Genomic DNA, 17,258 nt, shown 5'->3' with positions numbered 1-17,258 from the left:
TTCCTCGCTGTTTCTGGCGTCCCCACACCGCCTTCAGGTTTGTTGCGCGTCGACGCGCCCTGCTGTGTGGTTCCACAAACTCCGACAATCTCCCCTTCGTCCAACTACCGTGAAAGGGAGAATCCGCCGAGGTCAGGAGTGATCGTGCCCAAACTGGAGATCAAGAGGAAGTCAGAACTCTCACGGCAGGAAGTCGCCGACCGACTCATCGCCCTCGGCCAAGCCCTCGCCAGTGGATCGGAAGTGGAGCTGGGGTCGGGTGGGGACTCGATCGAAATCAGTGTTCCGGAACAGGTTCGGTGGGAACTCGAGATCGAAGTCGACGGCAACGAAGTCGAGATAGAAATCGAGATCCACTGGCGCGACGACCCCCAGGAAGAATCGGAAGAGAAATCTCCGCCTCCCGCCAAAGCAGTTCGTCGCAGCCGACCACGCAAGAGCACTGCCACATAGGCCGAACTCGAACACGGTTGTCAGGCACTTACGGAGACGCCGACACCTCGAGAGACACGACGCGCAGCAGTGCTCGGAGGTCACTTTCGATCCGTCGAAACAGTTGATACACAACGATGAATCCGGCGATACCGCCCAAACACAGCGCACGGACTGTTGCGTTGAGTTCCTCACCGGCACCCGAACCGACAAAACTGAGCCCCGCGATTCCCACCAGGGGAACCGACGCCGCGACTGCGAGGTAACGCGTGCTGCTCCGACCCAGTGAGCGAATATCGCGTCCGTCGTCGCTTCGTAACTCGCCGTGTGACAACAAGATCGGATACAGACATCGAACCGAGTAGTACGTCAGGATGAAGAACGGATACGCGACGGCGACGGCGCCGCACACCGCCAGCGACGACATCAGGTGCACGTAGGCTCGCTGCGGAATTCCGCCGGCGGCAATCTGCAATGCGACCGGATATGCGATACCGGCCAGAACCCACAGCCCGAATGCGATCACCACCGCGCGATGTCCGACATTCAGCGTCGCGGTACGCGCTTTGTTCAAGACCTCCGCGCTGTACGTCTGACCGTTGCGCAGTCCGTGAGGCACGGTGAGTGCAAGCCGACACCAATACAGGATCGCTGCGGCACCGAGAGAGAACGCAGCCACCCCGATGACCAGATGAACCTGCTCGAGATGCTGCTGAGCCTGCGGCGAGAGACCCGAGATGATCAGCATCTTGTTGTAGTAGTAGTTGTAGCCCGCCGCAAGAAGATTCGGAATTCCGATCGCGGCAAGCACTATCGGCAGCGCCCACTTCCACAACGTCGAACGTGGACTCCCTTCCGGTGGGTCCACCAGATTGCGAGCAGACCGGTCCAGACACAGTGCGAACTGACGAGCCAACTTTCGGCCGCCAGACCACCTTCCGTCTCTCTCCGGCGAGAGAGACTTGACCAGAACTCGGCGGAGCGCCGGCGGACAGTCGTCCGGTAGCCGTGCCTCGGCTGCGGGATCCACCCCGCGCCGGCGGGCCTCGAGCGCCTTCTTGGGCGACGGTGGGCTCTCCCCCGTACCGTCGTCCGTGAAAGGCCTACTCCCGGTGAGGAGTTCCCACAACATCACGCCCAGTGCATAGATGTCGCTACGGGTGTCGAGTGTGCCAGGCGCCCCCACCGCACAGGCCTCCAATTGCTCCGGAGACATGTAGGCAAGCGAGCCTCCGACAAAACATGCAGCGTCCTCGGTCGAGACCTCCTCACTCGAGCTGACGTTGAAGTCGGCGAGCTTGGGGATGCCTTCGACGCTGAGCAGGACATTCGCCGGCTTGATGTCCCGATGTAATACGCCGTGCTCACGCGCATACTCGAGGGCATCGGCAAGTCGCATCCCCATCCAGGCCACGGTCTCCGGCCACGACATCGCAGCGATCTCGCTCCTCAGGCTCGTCTCGCTGGGCTTCATCTCTCCCTTCTTCGCCAGGGTCTTGTCGATGGCGTCGAGAAGTAGTTGTCCGGACCGCTGCGCCTGCGGTGTCACGCGGACAAGTTTGACCACGTCGAGCAGGGTCCCACCCGGCACGTATTCCATGAACAGGACTCGCAGTGCGCGTTCCTCGAGCAACCGTTGATCGAAGACCCGGACGATGTTGGGATGGTCGAGCTGGGCGAGAGTCTGCGGCTCGACTCCGACGTTGCGCGAGATTTTCAACGCAACCCACCGCTGCATCGAGAGTTGCCGAGCGAGGAACACTCGGGCGAATGCGCCGTGCCCGAGTTCCAACACCAGCTCGAAATCGTCCAGGTGCTGCCCGATTTCGAACTCGTCGAAACCCGAGAGTCCCAACATCATCACGTCTTCGCGACCGGCCATCGAATCACGGTCGAACATCTGCTCGAAACTCTCTGCCTGCAAGGGAAACTCGCTGAGGTACTCGGCTGCTGCGACGTCCTCCCCACCCTGCTTCCGCAGCCGGAACTCCTCGTACAGGAGCTCGGCCGGTAATGGTTCTTCGAGTAATTCGGGATACTCGGCACAGTAATCCGTGAGCCGTTTCGGGCAATCATTTTTCAGCCAGCGGTACTCCATGTCGATTCCGACCAGTTCGATCAGCGCCGCCCGACGAATCTTGGCTGGATCAGGCAGATAGTCGCTCAGGTCGGACGGAGTTCGTCCCTCCTCCCAATCCGCCACAAGGCGGCCGAGGCCGTCTGCACCGTTCTGGCCGTCACGCATCACCGGCAGCGTTGAGGGGCGCAACTCGGTGACGGTGCCCCGTTCGGTCAGGGGCCCGCTCGCGATTGTCGCGTCACTGGCCTGCGCACCACGTTCATTCATGACACTTCTGTTCCGCACCTCGATCACAATGAATCGGAGTGACTCACTTCAGCGTAACCCCGGTGGTACTCCAGACCCCAGCGAATCTATTCGGCGTGAACTGCCGACTCCGTGCCGATGCGAACGAGTTCGTCGCGCTCTTTGATTTTGATCCGATCACGCCCATGCTTCACACCGAGGGCACGTTCGGCGGCATCGATGCGAAGCCATCCGTCCCAATCGACGGGCACCACTCTGCCGGCCCTGAGGACCTCCGCGATCCGGCCGTGGCCGGCTCGACGCTCGTATGCCGAATCCAACTGTCGCAGCAAGGTTTCGACGGTTTGGCGTGCATCAGGCCGAGCCGCACCGATCAGCCCGGCGGCACCTCGCTTCATCCAGCCCGTCACGAACAAACCTACGATCGGCGAGCCGCTCTCGTCGACCGCTGCGCCGCCCTGGTGCGCAACATTGCCGCGTCCGTGATCGAAAGGCACCCCGGCAAGTGGCGTCCCGAGAAATCCGATTGCCCGGTACACAGCTTGAACCGGATAGTCGGTACAGATACCCGAAGCGGTGACGTGACCGTATCCGTCCGGGACTGTCCGCTCGACGCGGAGTGCTTCGACTTTCCCGCTGCCGAGAATCTGCGCCGGCTGTCGGTAGAAGTGCAGGTGAACTCGGCGCCGGGAAGTCCGATCGGCAGAAGCAGCGTCCGCGAAACCACGGAGTGTCTCGACTGTCAGTCGGGTGTGCGCCAACTGTTTGGTCATCCGCTCGACATGCCGGTCCGGTACGACATCGACAGAATCGACGACAACATCTACGCCGGGTAGTTCACCGAGAGCGCGCAACTCGTTCGGGGAGAAGCGAGCGTCGGCTGGTCCGCGCCGGACAAAGATGTGTACTTCGCGAACTCGACTGCCGGCGATCCCTTCCCGAACTTGGTCGGAGACGTCCGTGGCCTGCAGCGATTGCGCCTCGGCGAGGAGCATACGGGTGACGTCGAGTGCGACGTTGCCACCTCCGATCACTGCGACCGATTCCGCGTTCAGCGGCCACTGCGGCGAGCTGTCCGGGTGATCGTTGTACCAACCGACAAACTCGGCGCCGCCGAAAGAACCTGGAAGCTCGACGCCGGGAATGTCGAGAGGTGCATCCCGCGGCGCACCGGTTGCAATGATCACGGCATCGTAGGACGAACGTAGGTCATCGACGGAAAGGTCCTTTCCGATCTCCACGTTGCAGAACAGCCGGAACTCACTGGCGACCAGCGTGGTGTGCAGAGAATGGGCGAACTTTTCGGACTCGGGGTGCCCTGGTGCGAGACCGTAGCGCACCAGTCCGTACGGCGTCGGTAGACGCTCGAACACGTCTGTCTTGGTGCCGGGCGCAAGTTCGGCGAGAGCGCCGGCGGCGTGGATTCCCGCCGGCCCCGCTCCGACGATCGCGACACTGAGCGGTGGTGAGAAGAATCGGGGCGCCGCAGGCGGGGATACCGCTGGACCTCTGGCGTTGATCATCCCCCGAGGCTAGGACCTCAACTGCGCTGGAGATCAAGTCCGCTTTCAGCAGCCCGCTTTTCAGTAACCTTGCTCTGCAGGCTTGTGCTCGGTTGTGTAGCGGTAGAAGTCCGCTAGTTGGAGTTCGCCGGCAGCTGCCTCGTCGACTATGACGGTCACGTGTGGATGCAGCTGCAGCACCGACGCCGGGCAGAATGCCGAGACCGGACCTTCGACCGCGGCCCGGACGGCGGGCGCTTTGCGGGCGCCGTCCGCGATCAGGACGAGATGCCGTGCATCACTGATGGTTCCGAGCCCTTGCGTGATCACATGATGCGGTACGTCGGCTGGGTCTGCGAAGAACCGTGCATTGTCGGCGCGGGTCCTCTCGGTCAAGGTCTTCACTCGGGTGCGCGATGCAAGCGAGGAGGAGGGCTCGTTGAAACCGATGTGTCCGTTCAGGCCGATGCCGAGGATCTGCACGTCGATGGGACCGTTTTCGGCGATGGCAGCGTCGTAGCGCCGGGCAGCGTCACTGGGATCCGCGGCCCCGCCGTCGGGGCTGAACACTCGCGCATTGTCGATGTCGAGGTGATCCACGAGTTCCGTGCGGATGGTGTGCGCGTAGGACTGCGGCTGATCGGACGTGAGACCTACATACTCGTCGAGAAGATACGCGCTCATCGCCGCGAACGACACTCCCGATTCTCGATGCCTCTTGATCAGCTCTCGATACATGTGCAGCGGTGACGATCCGGTCGCGAGGCCGAGCGTCCGCGCTCCGTTTTCGATTGCGCCGCACACGATATCTGCAGCGATTCGCCCGCCGTCCTCCGGACTGGGAACTATGACGATTTCCATTCAGACTTCCTCACTGCTCTTGCAGGCTCCGACGATGGCCTCACGTACCGAACCCGAAGCGCGGTCCAACAGTTCGGTTGCTTCGGCGAAGTCGCATTCGGCCAACAACATGACGACCGCTGCCTTCACATGACCATCGGCATCGTCGATGGTCTCCGCAGCGATCTCGGTATCGACTCCGGTGGCTGCCGCGACGATCCGGTTCGCACGATCGACAAGCTTGGCATTGGTCGGCCGAAGATCGACCATCAGATTGTGGAATGCCTTCCCGGAGCGAACCATACTCGCCGTGGAGAGCATGTTGCACACCATCTTCTGCGCAGTTCCGGCCTTGAGCCTCGTCGATCCGGTGAGGATTTCGGGGCCGGTCTCCACTTCGATGGCCACGCCGGCGTGAGAACTCATTGCCGCGTTCCGGTTGCACGAGACTGCCACTGTTGCAGCGCCGAGTTCGCGGGCGTGATCGAGTCCCCCGATGACGTAGGGGGTACGACCGCTGGCAGCCAGACCCACCACGACGTCGTTGGCGTTCAACGAGATTGCGTCGAGATCGACCCCAGCCGCTCGCGGATCGTCCTCTGCCCCCTCGACGGCGTTCAGAAACGCTCCTGGGCCACCGGCGATGATGCCGATCACCTCGCCCGGATCGGTCCCGAACGTCGGAGGGCATTCCACTGCGTCGAGAACTCCCAGACGCCCACTTGTCCCCGCTCCCAGGTAGATCAGTCGACCACCTTGTGCTCGGGCCGCGACGATCAAGTCGACTGCGGCTTCGATGGCGGGTAGTACCGCTGCCACCGCGCCGGCCACGATTGCGTCCTGTTGATTCATCACCGTCAGCAGACCAGACACCGACATGACATCGAGATCGCGGGTCAGAGGGTTGGGTCTCTCGGTGGAGAGCATTTCCAATTGCATTGTGGCGAGTCCTCCTCGATCGATATTCATTACGACGACTCCTCGTCAGTACTCACAGCGACGACTCCTCGTCAGTACTCACAGCGACGACTCCTCGTCAGTGCCGCTTCGAAGCAATGGCATCATGGCTTCGTTGCAGAGCAGAGAGTGCGCTGGGCAGCGAGTGCGCCACCATCGCAAAAATTGTGTCGACTACCAACAGCTGACCGGTGCGGCTTGCCATCGCAGCCGATCGGAAACCGAATTCTCTACCGGCAGTGAGCAGAACGTGATGTGACTGCACGGCGAGCGTCGATCGTACCCCTCCGGTGATCGCAGCCGTCGACGCCCCGGTTCGACGCGCAAGGGCAAGTGGTTCCACGACATCCGAAGTCTCACCCGAATGTGAGATCCCCACTGCGATGTCGTCCGGTCCGAGCAAGCTGGCGCTGACCATGGCCGCGTCTCGGTCGAGATGAACCCGGCAGTTGACGTCGATGCGAGAGAGCTTCAACGTGAGGTCTTGCGCGACGATGCCAGAGGCGCCGATGCCGTAGACCTCGACGCGGCGGGCGGATCGAATCCGGGACACAACTTCTTCGAGCGCAGCAGGATCTGTCAATTGCGCCGTGCCCTTGAGTTGTTCGGATTCGAACTCGGCGAGCTTGGCCATCACCTCACCGGCCGAGTCGGCAGCAACGATGTCCACACCGAGCGGAATCGTGTTCTCTGTACCGGACCCGCTGATCGCCGCCAGCGCGAGACGAAGCTGTGGATAACCCTCGAAACCGAGTCGTTTGGCTGTGCGGACCACTGTCGCCGTGCTTGTCGACGCTCGTTCGGCGAGGTCGTTGACCGTCAGGGTGGAGGCCAGACTGGGGTCGGCTTCGATGATTTCGGCGATCCGCAGCTCGGCAGGCGAGAGGCTACTCAGTGATGCACGAATACGAGCAAGCAGGTCGACGGACGCCGGAGCACTCCGGTCCAAAGTCATAACGCCTCGATTCGCATCGTTTTCGGAGCTGACGGCACCGATGTGATTCTAGGCAGCCCACGGCTTCCTGGCGTCAGAGATCCGAGCACACTGGCGTGACGCGCACCGGTGCACGAAGCAATGCTTCCAGGCAATCCGTGTGCGGTGAGATAGCCGAGAACCGCGAAAGCCAATGCTTCCTTGATGTCGGAAGTGACGCCGAGCTCGTCCGAAGAGACAAGCGCGATGTCGCCCAGTTCGTCACGGAGCATCGCCATCAACGTCGGGTTCTTGGTGCCACCGCCTGACACCACCACTTCGGTAGCCGCCAGCGCTTTGACGGAATCGGCGACGGTCCGGGCGGTCAGTGCAGTCAGTGTCGCGACGATGTCGGCCAGAGACAAGGATTCGTAGCCCCGCAGTGCGGCGAGTAGGTAGTCCCGATGGAACAATTCCTTGCCTGTGCTCTTGGGAGCGGGCTGCGCGTAATACGGTTCGCTCAGTAGTTGTGCGAGCAGATCGACGTTCGGTGTGCCGGCTGCGCCCAGAGCACCTCCGAGATCGAACCACTGCTCCCCCGCGGTGAATTCGCTTACCGCAGCGTCGATCAACGCATTTGCGGGGCCGGTGTCGAAGGCAATCGGTACTGCGGCACCATCTGCCGTCGATGTCGGAGCGCCTCCCGGAGCAGTGACGTTCGCGATGCCACCGAGATTGAGCGCGACGGAACCCGAAGTTCTTCCGTTGAGCCACAATACGTCGAACGCACTGACCAGTGGTGCACCCTGACCACCCGTCGCCACGTCGCGAGAGCGCAGGTCCGACACGACCGTGCATCCGGTCTTCTCGGCTATCCAGGCCGGCTGCCCGAGCTGAAGAGTGCCCTTTACTTGCGCTCCTTCGACCCAGTGGAACATCGTCTGACCATGTGAGGAGATCAATTCCGCACTGCCACCGCACAGTTCCTCGTTCGCCCGCGCAGCCACGGCCGCAAATGCCTGTCCGATCTCGGTGTCGAGTTGGCAGATCTGACCGACAGTGGTGGACGCCGGCGGTACCGCAGCCGCCACCGCAGCCCGCAACTCACCGGAATACGGTTCGCTGACCATGCCCAGTGGGGTGAGCACAAGAGTGTCCCCGTCGATCCGGATGTCTGCTGCGGCAGCATCGATAGCGTCGTACGAAGTACCGGACATCAGACCGATGACTCTCATGAAATATCCCTTACTCGCATCGTTTCGGCATTCGGAAGAACTGCGGTCAGTCGACGAGTGCCCGCTTGTGGGCATTCCCTCGCAAGGTACTCAAGGCGATCGCGCTGACGGCGCACGTTGCCATCACGAAGTAGGCCGGAATATCGAGATTGGAAGTTTCCTTGATCAGCCACGTGATGATCAAACCGGCGCAGCCCGAAAAGACCGCGTTGGACAGGGAGTATGCGAGTCCCAATCCGGTGTACCGAACCGAGGTGGGGAACATCTCGGAGAGCATGGCGGGTCCGGGTCCGGCAACAAGTCCCACTGCGGCGCCGGCGGCAAACACTGCAAATCCCTTGGCTGTCAAAGACGTCTGCTCGTTCTGCAGGACGTTGAGCAGCGGCAGAGCCAAGACCAGAATTATCACGGTGCCGGTGAGCATGACCGCGCGTCGTCCGATGCGATCGCTGAGTCCACCCGCGATCGGAATGGTCACCGCGAAGCCCGCATTGGCGAGCACGGAAGCAACAAGTGCCTGATGGAAAGTCGCGTTGAGCGAACTCTGAAGATAAGTCGGCATCACGACGAGGAACGTGTAACCGGCAGCAGACCACCCCATCAACCGCCCGATTCCGAGCAGAATCGCCCTGGCCGTCTCTCCGACAGTCGGCTGCACTACCGGCGCCGGCGCATCAGCTGTCGGTTCGGACTGGACTGATCGAGCACGCTCGAACGACGGCGTTTCTTCGAGCCGGAGCCTGAGCCACAGGGCAACCAGCCCCATCGGCAGTGCAAGGAGGAACGGGATACGCCAGCCCCAGTCACCGAGCTGTGACGGGTCGAGGACAGTGGCGAGGAGTGCTGCGATACCCGCACCGGCGAGCAGTCCGAGTGCGACGGTGAACGACTGCCACGAGCCGTACAGCCCACGTCGTCCGGGCGGAGCGAACTCGGTCATCACCGACACCGCACCGCCGAACTCACCACCGGCCGACAATCCCTGCAGAATTCGAAGGACCGTCAAGAGAAGCGGTGCCAGAATTCCGACGCTCTCGTAGGTGGGGAGCACACCGATCAGGGTCGTCGCAGCCGACATCAGCAGAAGAACGATCACCAGGGTGGGACGTCGGCCGATGCGGTCACCGAGTCGACCGAACAGCGCGGCCCCCACTGGGCGGAAGAAAAACGCCAACGCAAACGACGCATACGTCTTGATCAGGCTTTCGAGGTCGCCGGAACCGTCGGCGCTGAAGAAGTTCGACGCGATGATTGTCGCGAAGAACCCGTACACACCGAACTCGTACCACTCGATGAAATTTCCGACGGAGCCGGCGACGAGCGCCCTGCGCCGTTTGAGCTGCGCACCATCGTTCCGTGTCTGCACTGTGATGCCCATGCCGTCCTCCGTTGACGAAACCCGAATATGCAACAAAGTTTCATCTGAACGGAGTAGAAATGTCAAGAAGTTTCACGATTGGATTTTTACTACGCCCCGAAGCCTTATGCTCCCGCGAACGTGAATGCCTCCGCCCGTTCGAACTGGTCAGTGGAGTCACCGGAATAGACGGTGCTCTCGTTCGGTCCGAGTCCGAGCCTTCGGACGGGTGTCCCTTCCGCGAGATCCATCGACGCCACGTCCACCCAGAAGGTATTGGGCGTCATCGCCGACTCGAAGAAATAGAGCGTGCGTTTGTGATCGACGACGGTGCGCCAACGGGTCGATGAAATGTTGGGCTCATCGGGAGTCGAAATACCGAGGGGCACCGACACATTCCGAATAACACTGAAGGTGGATGCCAACGCCGCCCGCGGATCGTCCGTCTGCGGTATCGCATCGACATAGAACGACGCCCGAGCGAATCTGTCAGCGGCACGGTTTGTTCCGGGCAGCATGACGGTCCCGTTGATCTGCTTCCAGTACTCGTTGACGGCGAGTTGCTGATCGAAGATCGGCGAATTGGTCATCACCTGGTACTCACGGCTGTGATGAATCGTCGGGCGTCCACCGACGTACTCGATGATCGCGCTGTCTCCCCCGGCGTCCGAGAGCGACATGTGCAGCGTTGCGAGGCGGTCTTCGCCGGGAACGGCAGCGGTCACTACCGTGAACGGTTCCGACGCGAGTACTTCGACCGCTTCCTGAACTGTCGCAAAGCGATCCAGGACGTATTGCGCCCACGCCGCGATCGACAATCCCGGGGTCGAACCGTCATACGTCGGGTACTCGGACTCGACCAACCACAAAAGATTGGCAGACAGCCCAGCCTCGTTGACCCCGTCGGTCGTGCACATGTCGTAGGCCGTCGCGACAACACTTCCGTATTTCGACGTCCACTGTATCGAGTTCGGACCTGCACAGCCCTCTCTGGTCATGCCGCGCGGGAATGCCCAGAGGTTTGTTCCGAGGTCGACCTTCCAATCCATCGATCGAGCAGTGATCACAGTGTCGTTGGGCCCCAAGTAGACCAAGCGTGTACACATCGAAAGCTATCCCTTCGTTACGGCGTGACGATATTGAAACTGGGATCGAAGGTATCGAGCAACCCTCCCAGCGTCTCGAGCGCTGATTCGTCTCCGTCGAGCGAAATCTGCCCGGCCTTGGCCAGTTCGGCGGCCGCGCCCGGTTGCAGAAGCGCTCCCACGAGCGCCGCCTTCGGGCCCGAGACCGTCAGTTGTGTGTTCGGTGACGCACCCTTACGTGCATTGAGGACACCGCGCTTGACCCACGCAGTCCATGCCTCGTCGCCGCGATCGGTGAACACGAAATCGATCCGCAGTTCCGCGTCGGTGGCCTTGTCGCCGATGAGATGTATTGCAACGAAGTCGAAGAGGATGTCGATGGGCATCGCGAGGACACTGTCCTGACTTGCCGTGACGTACGGGGCAGGCTGGGCGCCCTCGCGTAGTTCCAACGCGGCCGAGAGATAGATCCCACGCCACTGCGGCCCTTCGGCTTGATAGCCCATCTGCTCGTAGACGTCGGCTTGCAGGTTCCTCGCTTCGGCGTTCTCCGGTTGCGCGAACACCAACTTGTGCAGGATCTCTGCCGCCCATCGGTAGTCCGCGGCGTCGAATGCCCGCTTACCCTCGTCCAGGATCTTCTGCGCGCCAAGGAGATCGACGAACCTCTTCGCCGATTCGACCGGCGGATGAGGATGAAGCGACACCGGATCGCCGTCCCACATTCCCAGTTCCTTGGTGTACACGGCGCGAACGTCGTGGTGCAGAGTGCCGTGATATCCGCGGTTGTACCACTTGCGCCCGAGTTCGTCCGGTAGTTCGATCACCTCGGCAGCTTCGAGCGGCGTGTACCCCTTGTTCGCGAGACGGAGTGCCTGGTCGTGAATGTACTTGTAAGTGTCCCTTTGCGATTCGATGAACGGCACCAGGTTCTCGTTACCCCACACCGGCCACGTGTGCGGTCCGTAGTGAACAGCCGCGTCGTCTCCCCACCGTTCGAGAGTCTCGTCCAGATACCGCGCGAAGTTCCGAGCGTCGCGAGTGCGCGCACCTCTTAAGGTCTGGATGTTGTGGAGCGAATGATTGGCGTTCTCCGCACAGGTCAGCGCGGCGAGTTCGGGGATCCAGATGTGCATTTCCTCCGGGGCCTCGGTATCCGGCGCGTAGAGGAACTCGAATTCCAGACCGGCTATCTCACGCTTCGTTCCGGTCTCCGTGATGCTGTCAGTGGGGGAAATATACGAGACAAGTGGACCTTTCGTGCTGATCGTGCCGATGCCGCAGGTAACCATCCCTTTGGCATCGAGATCGAGCAATCCACCGAAGGCGTAGAAGGACCGTCTCGCCATGGCATTTCCGGCGACGACGTTTTCCCCGATCGCGAACTTGTCGAACGACGCGATCGTGCCCGGTGCGATGATCGGAACTCGCCCGGACGTCACGTCGTCCAGATCGACGATCCCTTTGACTCCGCCGTAGTGGTCGATGTGGGTGTGCGTGTAGATGATCGCCGAAACTGGCTTGTCGCTGACGTGCTCACGAATCATCTTCATACCCTGGCGTGCCGATTCGACCCCCGCCATACAGTCGATGACGATCAGTCCCTCGCCACCTTCGACAACCGTCAAATTTGCCAGGTCGTTGTTCCGTACCTGGTAAAGGCGATCCGTCACCTGATACAGACCACCTCGGCGCATCAGTTGTCCTTGACGCCACAGGCTCGGATTGACTGTCTCCGGCGCGGCAACATCGTCACCGAGGTATGCCATCGCATCAGGATCGAAGACCGTATGCCCGTCATCGGCGACAACCTTGCCCGGCAACGGAGCGATCAACCCTCGATCCGCGTCGGCAAAATCCTGCCGGTCGTCCATGGCATACCGTGCGACTGCCTCGCGATTCGCCGTGACTGTGGCCGGTGTTGCGTCCTTAGGTGTCTGGCACATGGCACTCCCCGCTCGGATACGACGATCTGATACCCCATCATCTGTATCGGTTGGGCACGCGCTTGGAATCACCCGCGCAGGGTGAAGCTCCCACGAACACGCGAGGTGATCAGCCGGGGAGTTCCTCGGAATTCCGGGATGCGAGTGCAATCACCAGGACCGCGATCCCACATCCGGCAACCAGGATCCATCCCAGCCTCGATGCCTGTGCGACGTCTACCGGTGCACTGCCGCCGATAATGCCACCGGCCAGCGCAACACCGAGAGCAGCACCGAATTGGCGTGCACTGGAGGTTATTCCACCAGCAAGCCCCGCCTGCGATCTCGGCAACCCGTTGACGGCGGTGTTGGTGATCGGGGCATTCGAGAACCCGAATCCGATACCGAGGAACAGGTAAGCGGCCAAGAGCATCGGAATCGCCGTGTTGTTGTCGAGCGAGACCAGGCACAGTCCACCGAGCGTCGTGAAACTACCGGCGATCAGCAGCGGTCGCCGCGGGCCGAAGCGTCCGACGAGTATTCCGGACAACGGCGCGCAGACCGTTGCCGCAACAGCCATCGGGAGGGTGATCGCGCCGGCCAGGGCCGGACTCATACCGCGGGAGTGCTGCAAGTAGAACGTGCCGAGCAGTAGCGTCGCGTTCAACGCCACGAACACCACGACAGCGCCGACCACAGCCGACGAGAACGGTCTGCGGCGGAAGAGTGCGAGATCCATCAGTGGCTCGCGCTTGCGTGATTCGACGCGGATGAATGCGGCCAACGCTGCAGCAACAACGACATACCCTGCCGTCGCCGCGGCAGAGAACCATCCGATTCGCGGACCCTCGATCAGAAGGGCAACCGCCCCGCCGACAAGAATCACCAGTAGCAACTGACCGGGAAGATCGAGTCGTCGCGACTGCTGCGCTCGGGACTCCGGAACAAACACAGCAGTCAAGACGAGCACGGCCAAGATCACCGGCACGTTGATCCAGAAAACCGATCGACAGCCGAAACTTTCGATGAGCACGCCGCCGACGATCGGCCCTGCCGCCATACTCAGGCCGAAGACCGCGGCCCACACCCCGATTGCCTTGGCCCGCTCCTTCGGGTCGGTCATCACGTTGACGACGATCGCCAAGGCAACCGGACTGAGCATCGACCCGCCGACGCCTTGGACGATCCGCGCCGCGATCAACATCTCGACGGACGGAGCGAGCGCGCAGGCAATCGACGCCACCCCGAAGACGACGAGCCCGATCTGAAAGACTCGTCTCCTGCCGAAACGATCGGCCACTGCTCCGGACGAGATCAGCAAGCTCGCCAGGACGAGTGTGTATGCGTTGACGACCCATTCCAGACCACGGGTTCCGACGCGAAATCCCTCACCGATCGTCGGCAGGGCCACGTTGACGATGGTGGTGTCCAACCCGACGACGAACAGGCTCGTGCAGCAGATCGCCAGGATGCCCCATCGCCGCCCTGCATCGAGTCCGATCACTTGCGGTTCGATCCCGCTCGAAGGTTTCATGGTCGGACTCCATCTCTCGAAGTGCTCTGCCGTACTCGACTGTCGAAAGGATCGTTGCTCTCCAGCGTCCGAAGCCGGTAGAAATTTTGCGGAAACTGCAAAGATGGACGGCATGGATGCTGAATTCGAGCAGTTGATCACCGATATCGGACCGAGACTGCGCACGCTCCGACGCGATCGCGGATTGACCCTCGAGGGCCTGTCCGAAGCCACCGGCATCTCCGTCAGCGCACTCTCACGCCTCGAATCGGGTAAGCGTCGTCCCACCCTCGATCTGCTGTTGCCGCTTGCCCGAGCGCACCGGGTCGCGCTGGACCAACTCGTCGGCGCCCCCGCTACGGGCGATCCTCGGGTCCATCTCACCCCGAGCCGACGCAAGAACGGCAGTGCCGTCGTTCCGTTGACGCGCTATCCCGGCCGAGTGCAGGTCTTCAAGCAGGTGATCGGGCCGCGTCCACCGAAGCTCGTCACCCACGCCGGCTACGAATGGCTCTACGTCCTCGCCGGGGATCTGCGTCTCATCCTGGGGGCGAACGAGGTTGTCCTGCACCCCGGGGAAGTCGCGGAGTTCGACACTGCCGAGCCCCATTGGTTCGGGCCTGCCGATGAACAGGTGGTGGAGATCTTGCACCTGTTCGGCCCGCAAGGCGAGAAGGCACACGTGCGCACGAAGGTAAAGAACGCTCCTGCCTAAAGCGTGTTTATCGAAAGCTAGTTCACTGCATGTGTTTTCAGTCGGTTCGACAACGTATGAGCATACTCGAGGAGTAGCGTTCCCAACTCGGCATGACGCGCGGGCCGGAAGCGTGTTTCCACTCCGGTCAGGCTCAGCGCCCAGGCCGGGCGACCGTTGCGATCGAACACCGCGGCACCCATCCCCCAGCTTCCCTCGACGATGAGGGCTGGATTGACCGCGTACCCGGTGACACGCGTCGACTCGATTCGCTCACGGAGTGATGCCTCACTGTGGATCTCACCCCATTCCGATTCCAGATTCACTCGGGCGAAATAGTCGTCGACGTCCCGCGTCGGTAGATGGCTCAAGATGGCAAGCCCCGCCGACGCGACCCCCAACGGGAATCGCTTCCCCTCGTGCAGCACGTGAGATCGCAGTGGAAAACTGCCTTCCTGACTCAGGATGCAGACGGTCTCGTCACCTCGGCGTGCCGACAGGAAGGCGCTCTCCCCCGTGACCCGGGCAAGTTCGTCGACGACGTCGCGAGCCCGGTCGGTGATGTCGTACCGATTTCCGGCCGCCGCCCCCAGGAGGTACAACTCCGGGCCGAGAGACCACCGACCGGTTCGTGCGTCACGGTCGACCAGTCCTTCGGCAGCCAGGGACGTGAGCAGTCGGTGCGCAGTGGGCCGAGCGAGGCCGGTGACCTTGCCCAATTCCGTGGTGGAAGTGCCCGTTGGTTCGGACGCGCCGAGGGCTCGCAGAAGTGCAGCCACCCGCGCGACCACGGCCGGCGATTGCCCGTGAGTTGGCATGCAGCCATCCTAGCGTCCATTCAATGAACGAAATTCCTTCAGACGATCAGTAGTCGATCAGTTCTCGGTTGATGTTCGAGATTCCTTGAACCTGTGAACTGGAGATAGTTCACTGGATATCGAAGTGAGTGAGTGTCTACTCAATGAACGCTTGGCAGGGAGAGAACATGACAGCAAAGGTGTACGAGTCCGCAGCGGAGGCGGTCGCCGACATCGTCGACGGCGCAACGCTGGCCGTCGGCGGATTCGGCTTGTGCGGCATCCCCGACGTGTTGATCGACGCGATCGCAGCTACGAGTGCAACCCACCTCGAGGTGTTCTCCAACAACTGCGGCGTCGACGATCACGGTCTCGGAATCTTGCTGAGCGCCGGCCGTATCCGACGAGTGACCGCGTCGTACGTCGGCGAGAACAAGGAGTTCGCCCGGCAGTACCTGGCCGGCGAACTCGAAGTGGAACTGACGCCGCAGGGAACGCTCGCCGAGCGTCTGCGCGCCGGCGGAACCGGAATCCCCGCATTCTTCACACCGGCCGGAGTGGGTAGCCCCATCTCCGACGGCGGAATGCCATGGCGCTACGACGCCGACGGCTCGATCGCTATTGCATCGCCTCCGAAGGAGACTCGCGTCTTCGGAACCAAGCGTTACGTAATGGAAGAGGCGATCAACGCCGACTACGCACTCGTGCACGCTGTTCTCGGAGACACCGACGGCAACCTCGTGTTCGACAAGACCGCGATGAACTTCAACCCGCTCGCCGCGATGGCGGGACGGGTCACCATCGCGCAGGTGGAACGTCTGGTCGAGCCCGGTGAAATCGACCCGGCATCGGTGCATCTACCTGGGGTCTTCGTCCAGCGCGTAGTCCACACCGGCCCTCAGAACAAGCGAATCGAAAAGCGAACCGTCAGCGCTTCGGAAGGAACCTCACGATGACCGCACCAGTGACAGTGACGGGTTGGACGCGCCAGCAGATGGCAGCGCGGGCGGCTGCAGAGATGATCGACGGGGAGTACGTCAATCTCGGAATCGGCCTTCCCACACTGATTCCCGGATACCTGGGCTCGGACGTTCGTGTGGTCCTGCACTCGGAGAACGGAATTCTCGGCACCGGACCGTATCCCACCGAGGACAACGTCGATCCTGACCTCATCAACGCCGGCAAAGAGACCGTGACCGTCAACCCCGGTGCGGCATATTTTGATTCGGCCCTCTCGTTCGGGATGATCCGCGGCGGCCACATCGACACCGCAGTCCTCGGCGGTATGCAGGTGTCGAAGACGGGTGACCTCGCAAACTGGATGGTCCCCGGCAAGATGGTCAAGGGCATGGGCGGCGCAATGGACCTCGTCCACGGTGCCCGGCGTGTCATCGTCGTCATGGAGCACAACGACCGCGACGGCAACCCCAAGATCGTCGACGCGTGCACCCTGCCCCTGACCGGCCAGGGCGTGGTGAATCGGATCATCACCAACCTCGCCGTCATCGACGTGAGCGACGAAGGTCCACTCGTCCTGCGTGAACTCGCCCCCGATGTCAGCGTCGAAGACGTAGTCGCCGCAACCGGCACCGAACTGAAAGTTGAACTGGCATGACCGACACGACCACTGTGATTGTTGCGGGAGCTCGTACCCCGATGGGTCGACTCCTCGGATCGTTGAA

Annotated in this window: 15 protein-coding genes; 4 read left to right on the top strand and 11 right to left on the bottom strand. The window is 61.8% G+C overall.

Annotated elements, in window-relative coordinates; genetic code table 11:
• The first annotated feature begins 144 nt into the window (after positions 1-144).
• A complete protein-coding gene (locus QM609_RS24065) occupies positions 145-453 on the top strand; it encodes an amphi-Trp domain-containing protein (RefSeq protein WP_070160341.1) in 309 nt (102 codons plus the stop codon).
• A gap of 28 nt (positions 454-481) precedes the next feature.
• Here the strand turns inward: QM609_RS24065 and QM609_RS24060 are convergent, their stop codons facing one another.
• From QM609_RS24060 to QM609_RS24015, 10 genes are all read right to left on the bottom strand, one after another.
• Entirely contained in the window at positions 482-2,779 is a 2,298-nt protein-coding gene (locus QM609_RS24060; protein ID WP_054187591.1) for a serine/threonine-protein kinase, read from the bottom strand.
• Positions 2,780-2,865: 86 nt separating this feature from the next.
• The gene (locus tag QM609_RS24055) at positions 2,866-4,281 is read right to left on the bottom strand and encodes an FAD-dependent oxidoreductase (protein ID WP_149357790.1); all 1,416 of its coding nucleotides are present in this window, start codon (positions 4,279-4,281) and stop codon (positions 2,866-2,868) included.
• Positions 4,282-4,341: 60 nt separating this feature from the next.
• Positions 4,342-5,121, bottom strand: a complete 780-nt coding sequence (nagB, locus tag QM609_RS24050) for a glucosamine-6-phosphate deaminase (RefSeq protein ID WP_076948767.1) — start codon at positions 5,119-5,121, stop codon at positions 4,342-4,344.
• Positions 5,122-6,039, bottom strand: a complete 918-nt coding sequence (gene murQ / locus QM609_RS24045) for an N-acetylmuramic acid 6-phosphate etherase (RefSeq protein WP_076948766.1) — start codon at positions 6,037-6,039, stop codon at positions 5,122-5,124. It abuts the gene before it with no gap.
• 97 nt (positions 6,040-6,136) lie between these two features.
• Positions 6,137-7,012 (bottom strand): MurR/RpiR family transcriptional regulator, encoded by an 876-nt coding sequence (locus tag QM609_RS24040; protein WP_047269009.1) that lies wholly within the window; start codon positions 7,010-7,012, stop codon positions 6,137-6,139.
• Positions 7,009-8,205: an anhydro-N-acetylmuramic acid kinase gene (locus QM609_RS24035; RefSeq protein ID WP_042452394.1), complete on the bottom strand. Its 1,197-nt coding sequence runs from the start codon at positions 8,203-8,205 to the stop codon at positions 7,009-7,011. Before QM609_RS24035 ends, QM609_RS24040 begins: the two co-directional genes overlap by 4 nt.
• A 46-nt stretch (positions 8,206-8,251) precedes the next feature.
• The gene (locus QM609_RS24030) at positions 8,252-9,583 is read right to left on the bottom strand and encodes an MFS transporter (protein WP_042452397.1); all 1,332 of its coding nucleotides are present in this window, start codon (positions 9,581-9,583) and stop codon (positions 8,252-8,254) included.
• Positions 9,584-9,687: 104 nt separating this feature from the next.
• The gene (locus tag QM609_RS24025; protein ID WP_042452399.1) at positions 9,688-10,668 is read right to left on the bottom strand and encodes a linear amide C-N hydrolase; all 981 of its coding nucleotides are present in this window, start codon (positions 10,666-10,668) and stop codon (positions 9,688-9,690) included.
• A gap of 17 nt (positions 10,669-10,685) precedes the next feature.
• Positions 10,686-12,593 carry an alkyl/aryl-sulfatase gene (locus QM609_RS24020; RefSeq protein WP_042452401.1) on the bottom strand — a complete coding sequence of 636 codons (1,908 nt, stop codon included), beginning with the start codon at positions 12,591-12,593 and terminating at the stop codon, positions 10,686-10,688.
• A 109-nt stretch (positions 12,594-12,702) separates the two neighbouring features.
• Positions 12,703-14,106 (bottom strand): MFS transporter, encoded by a 1,404-nt coding sequence (locus QM609_RS24015; protein ID WP_058227599.1) that lies wholly within the window; start codon positions 14,104-14,106, stop codon positions 12,703-12,705.
• A 112-nt stretch (positions 14,107-14,218) separates the two neighbouring features.
• Here QM609_RS24015 and QM609_RS24010 point away from each other — a divergent pair, with 112 nt between their 5' ends.
• A complete protein-coding gene (locus tag QM609_RS24010; RefSeq protein ID WP_042453490.1) occupies positions 14,219-14,800 on the top strand; it encodes a helix-turn-helix domain-containing protein in 582 nt (193 codons plus the stop codon).
• A 17-nt stretch (positions 14,801-14,817) separates the two neighbouring features.
• Here the strand turns inward: QM609_RS24010 and QM609_RS24005 are convergent, their stop codons facing one another.
• On the bottom strand, positions 14,818-15,597 hold the full coding sequence (locus QM609_RS24005; RefSeq protein ID WP_042452404.1) for an IclR family transcriptional regulator: 780 nt from the start codon (positions 15,595-15,597) through the stop codon (positions 14,818-14,820).
• A 167-nt stretch (positions 15,598-15,764) separates the two neighbouring features.
• Between QM609_RS24005 and QM609_RS24000 the strand changes: the two genes are divergently transcribed.
• Complete coding sequence (locus tag QM609_RS24000; RefSeq protein ID WP_179090791.1) at positions 15,765-16,532, top strand: CoA transferase subunit A; 768 nt, start codon at positions 15,765-15,767, stop codon at positions 16,530-16,532.
• On the top strand, positions 16,529-17,191 hold the full coding sequence (locus QM609_RS23995; protein WP_020906493.1) for a 3-oxoacid CoA-transferase subunit B: 663 nt from the start codon (positions 16,529-16,531) through the stop codon (positions 17,189-17,191). The genes QM609_RS24000 and QM609_RS23995 overlap by 4 nt, the downstream gene beginning before the upstream one ends.
• Positions 17,192-17,258 lie beyond the last annotated feature (67 nt).

The sequence above is a fragment of the Rhodococcus sp. IEGM 1302 genome, from assembly GCF_030056935.1.
GTDB lineage: Bacteria > Actinomycetota > Actinomycetes > Mycobacteriales > Mycobacteriaceae > Rhodococcus_F > Rhodococcus_F qingshengii.
The sequence above is the reverse complement of the archived record's forward strand: the minus strand, read 5'-3'. Positions and strand labels throughout refer to the sequence as shown.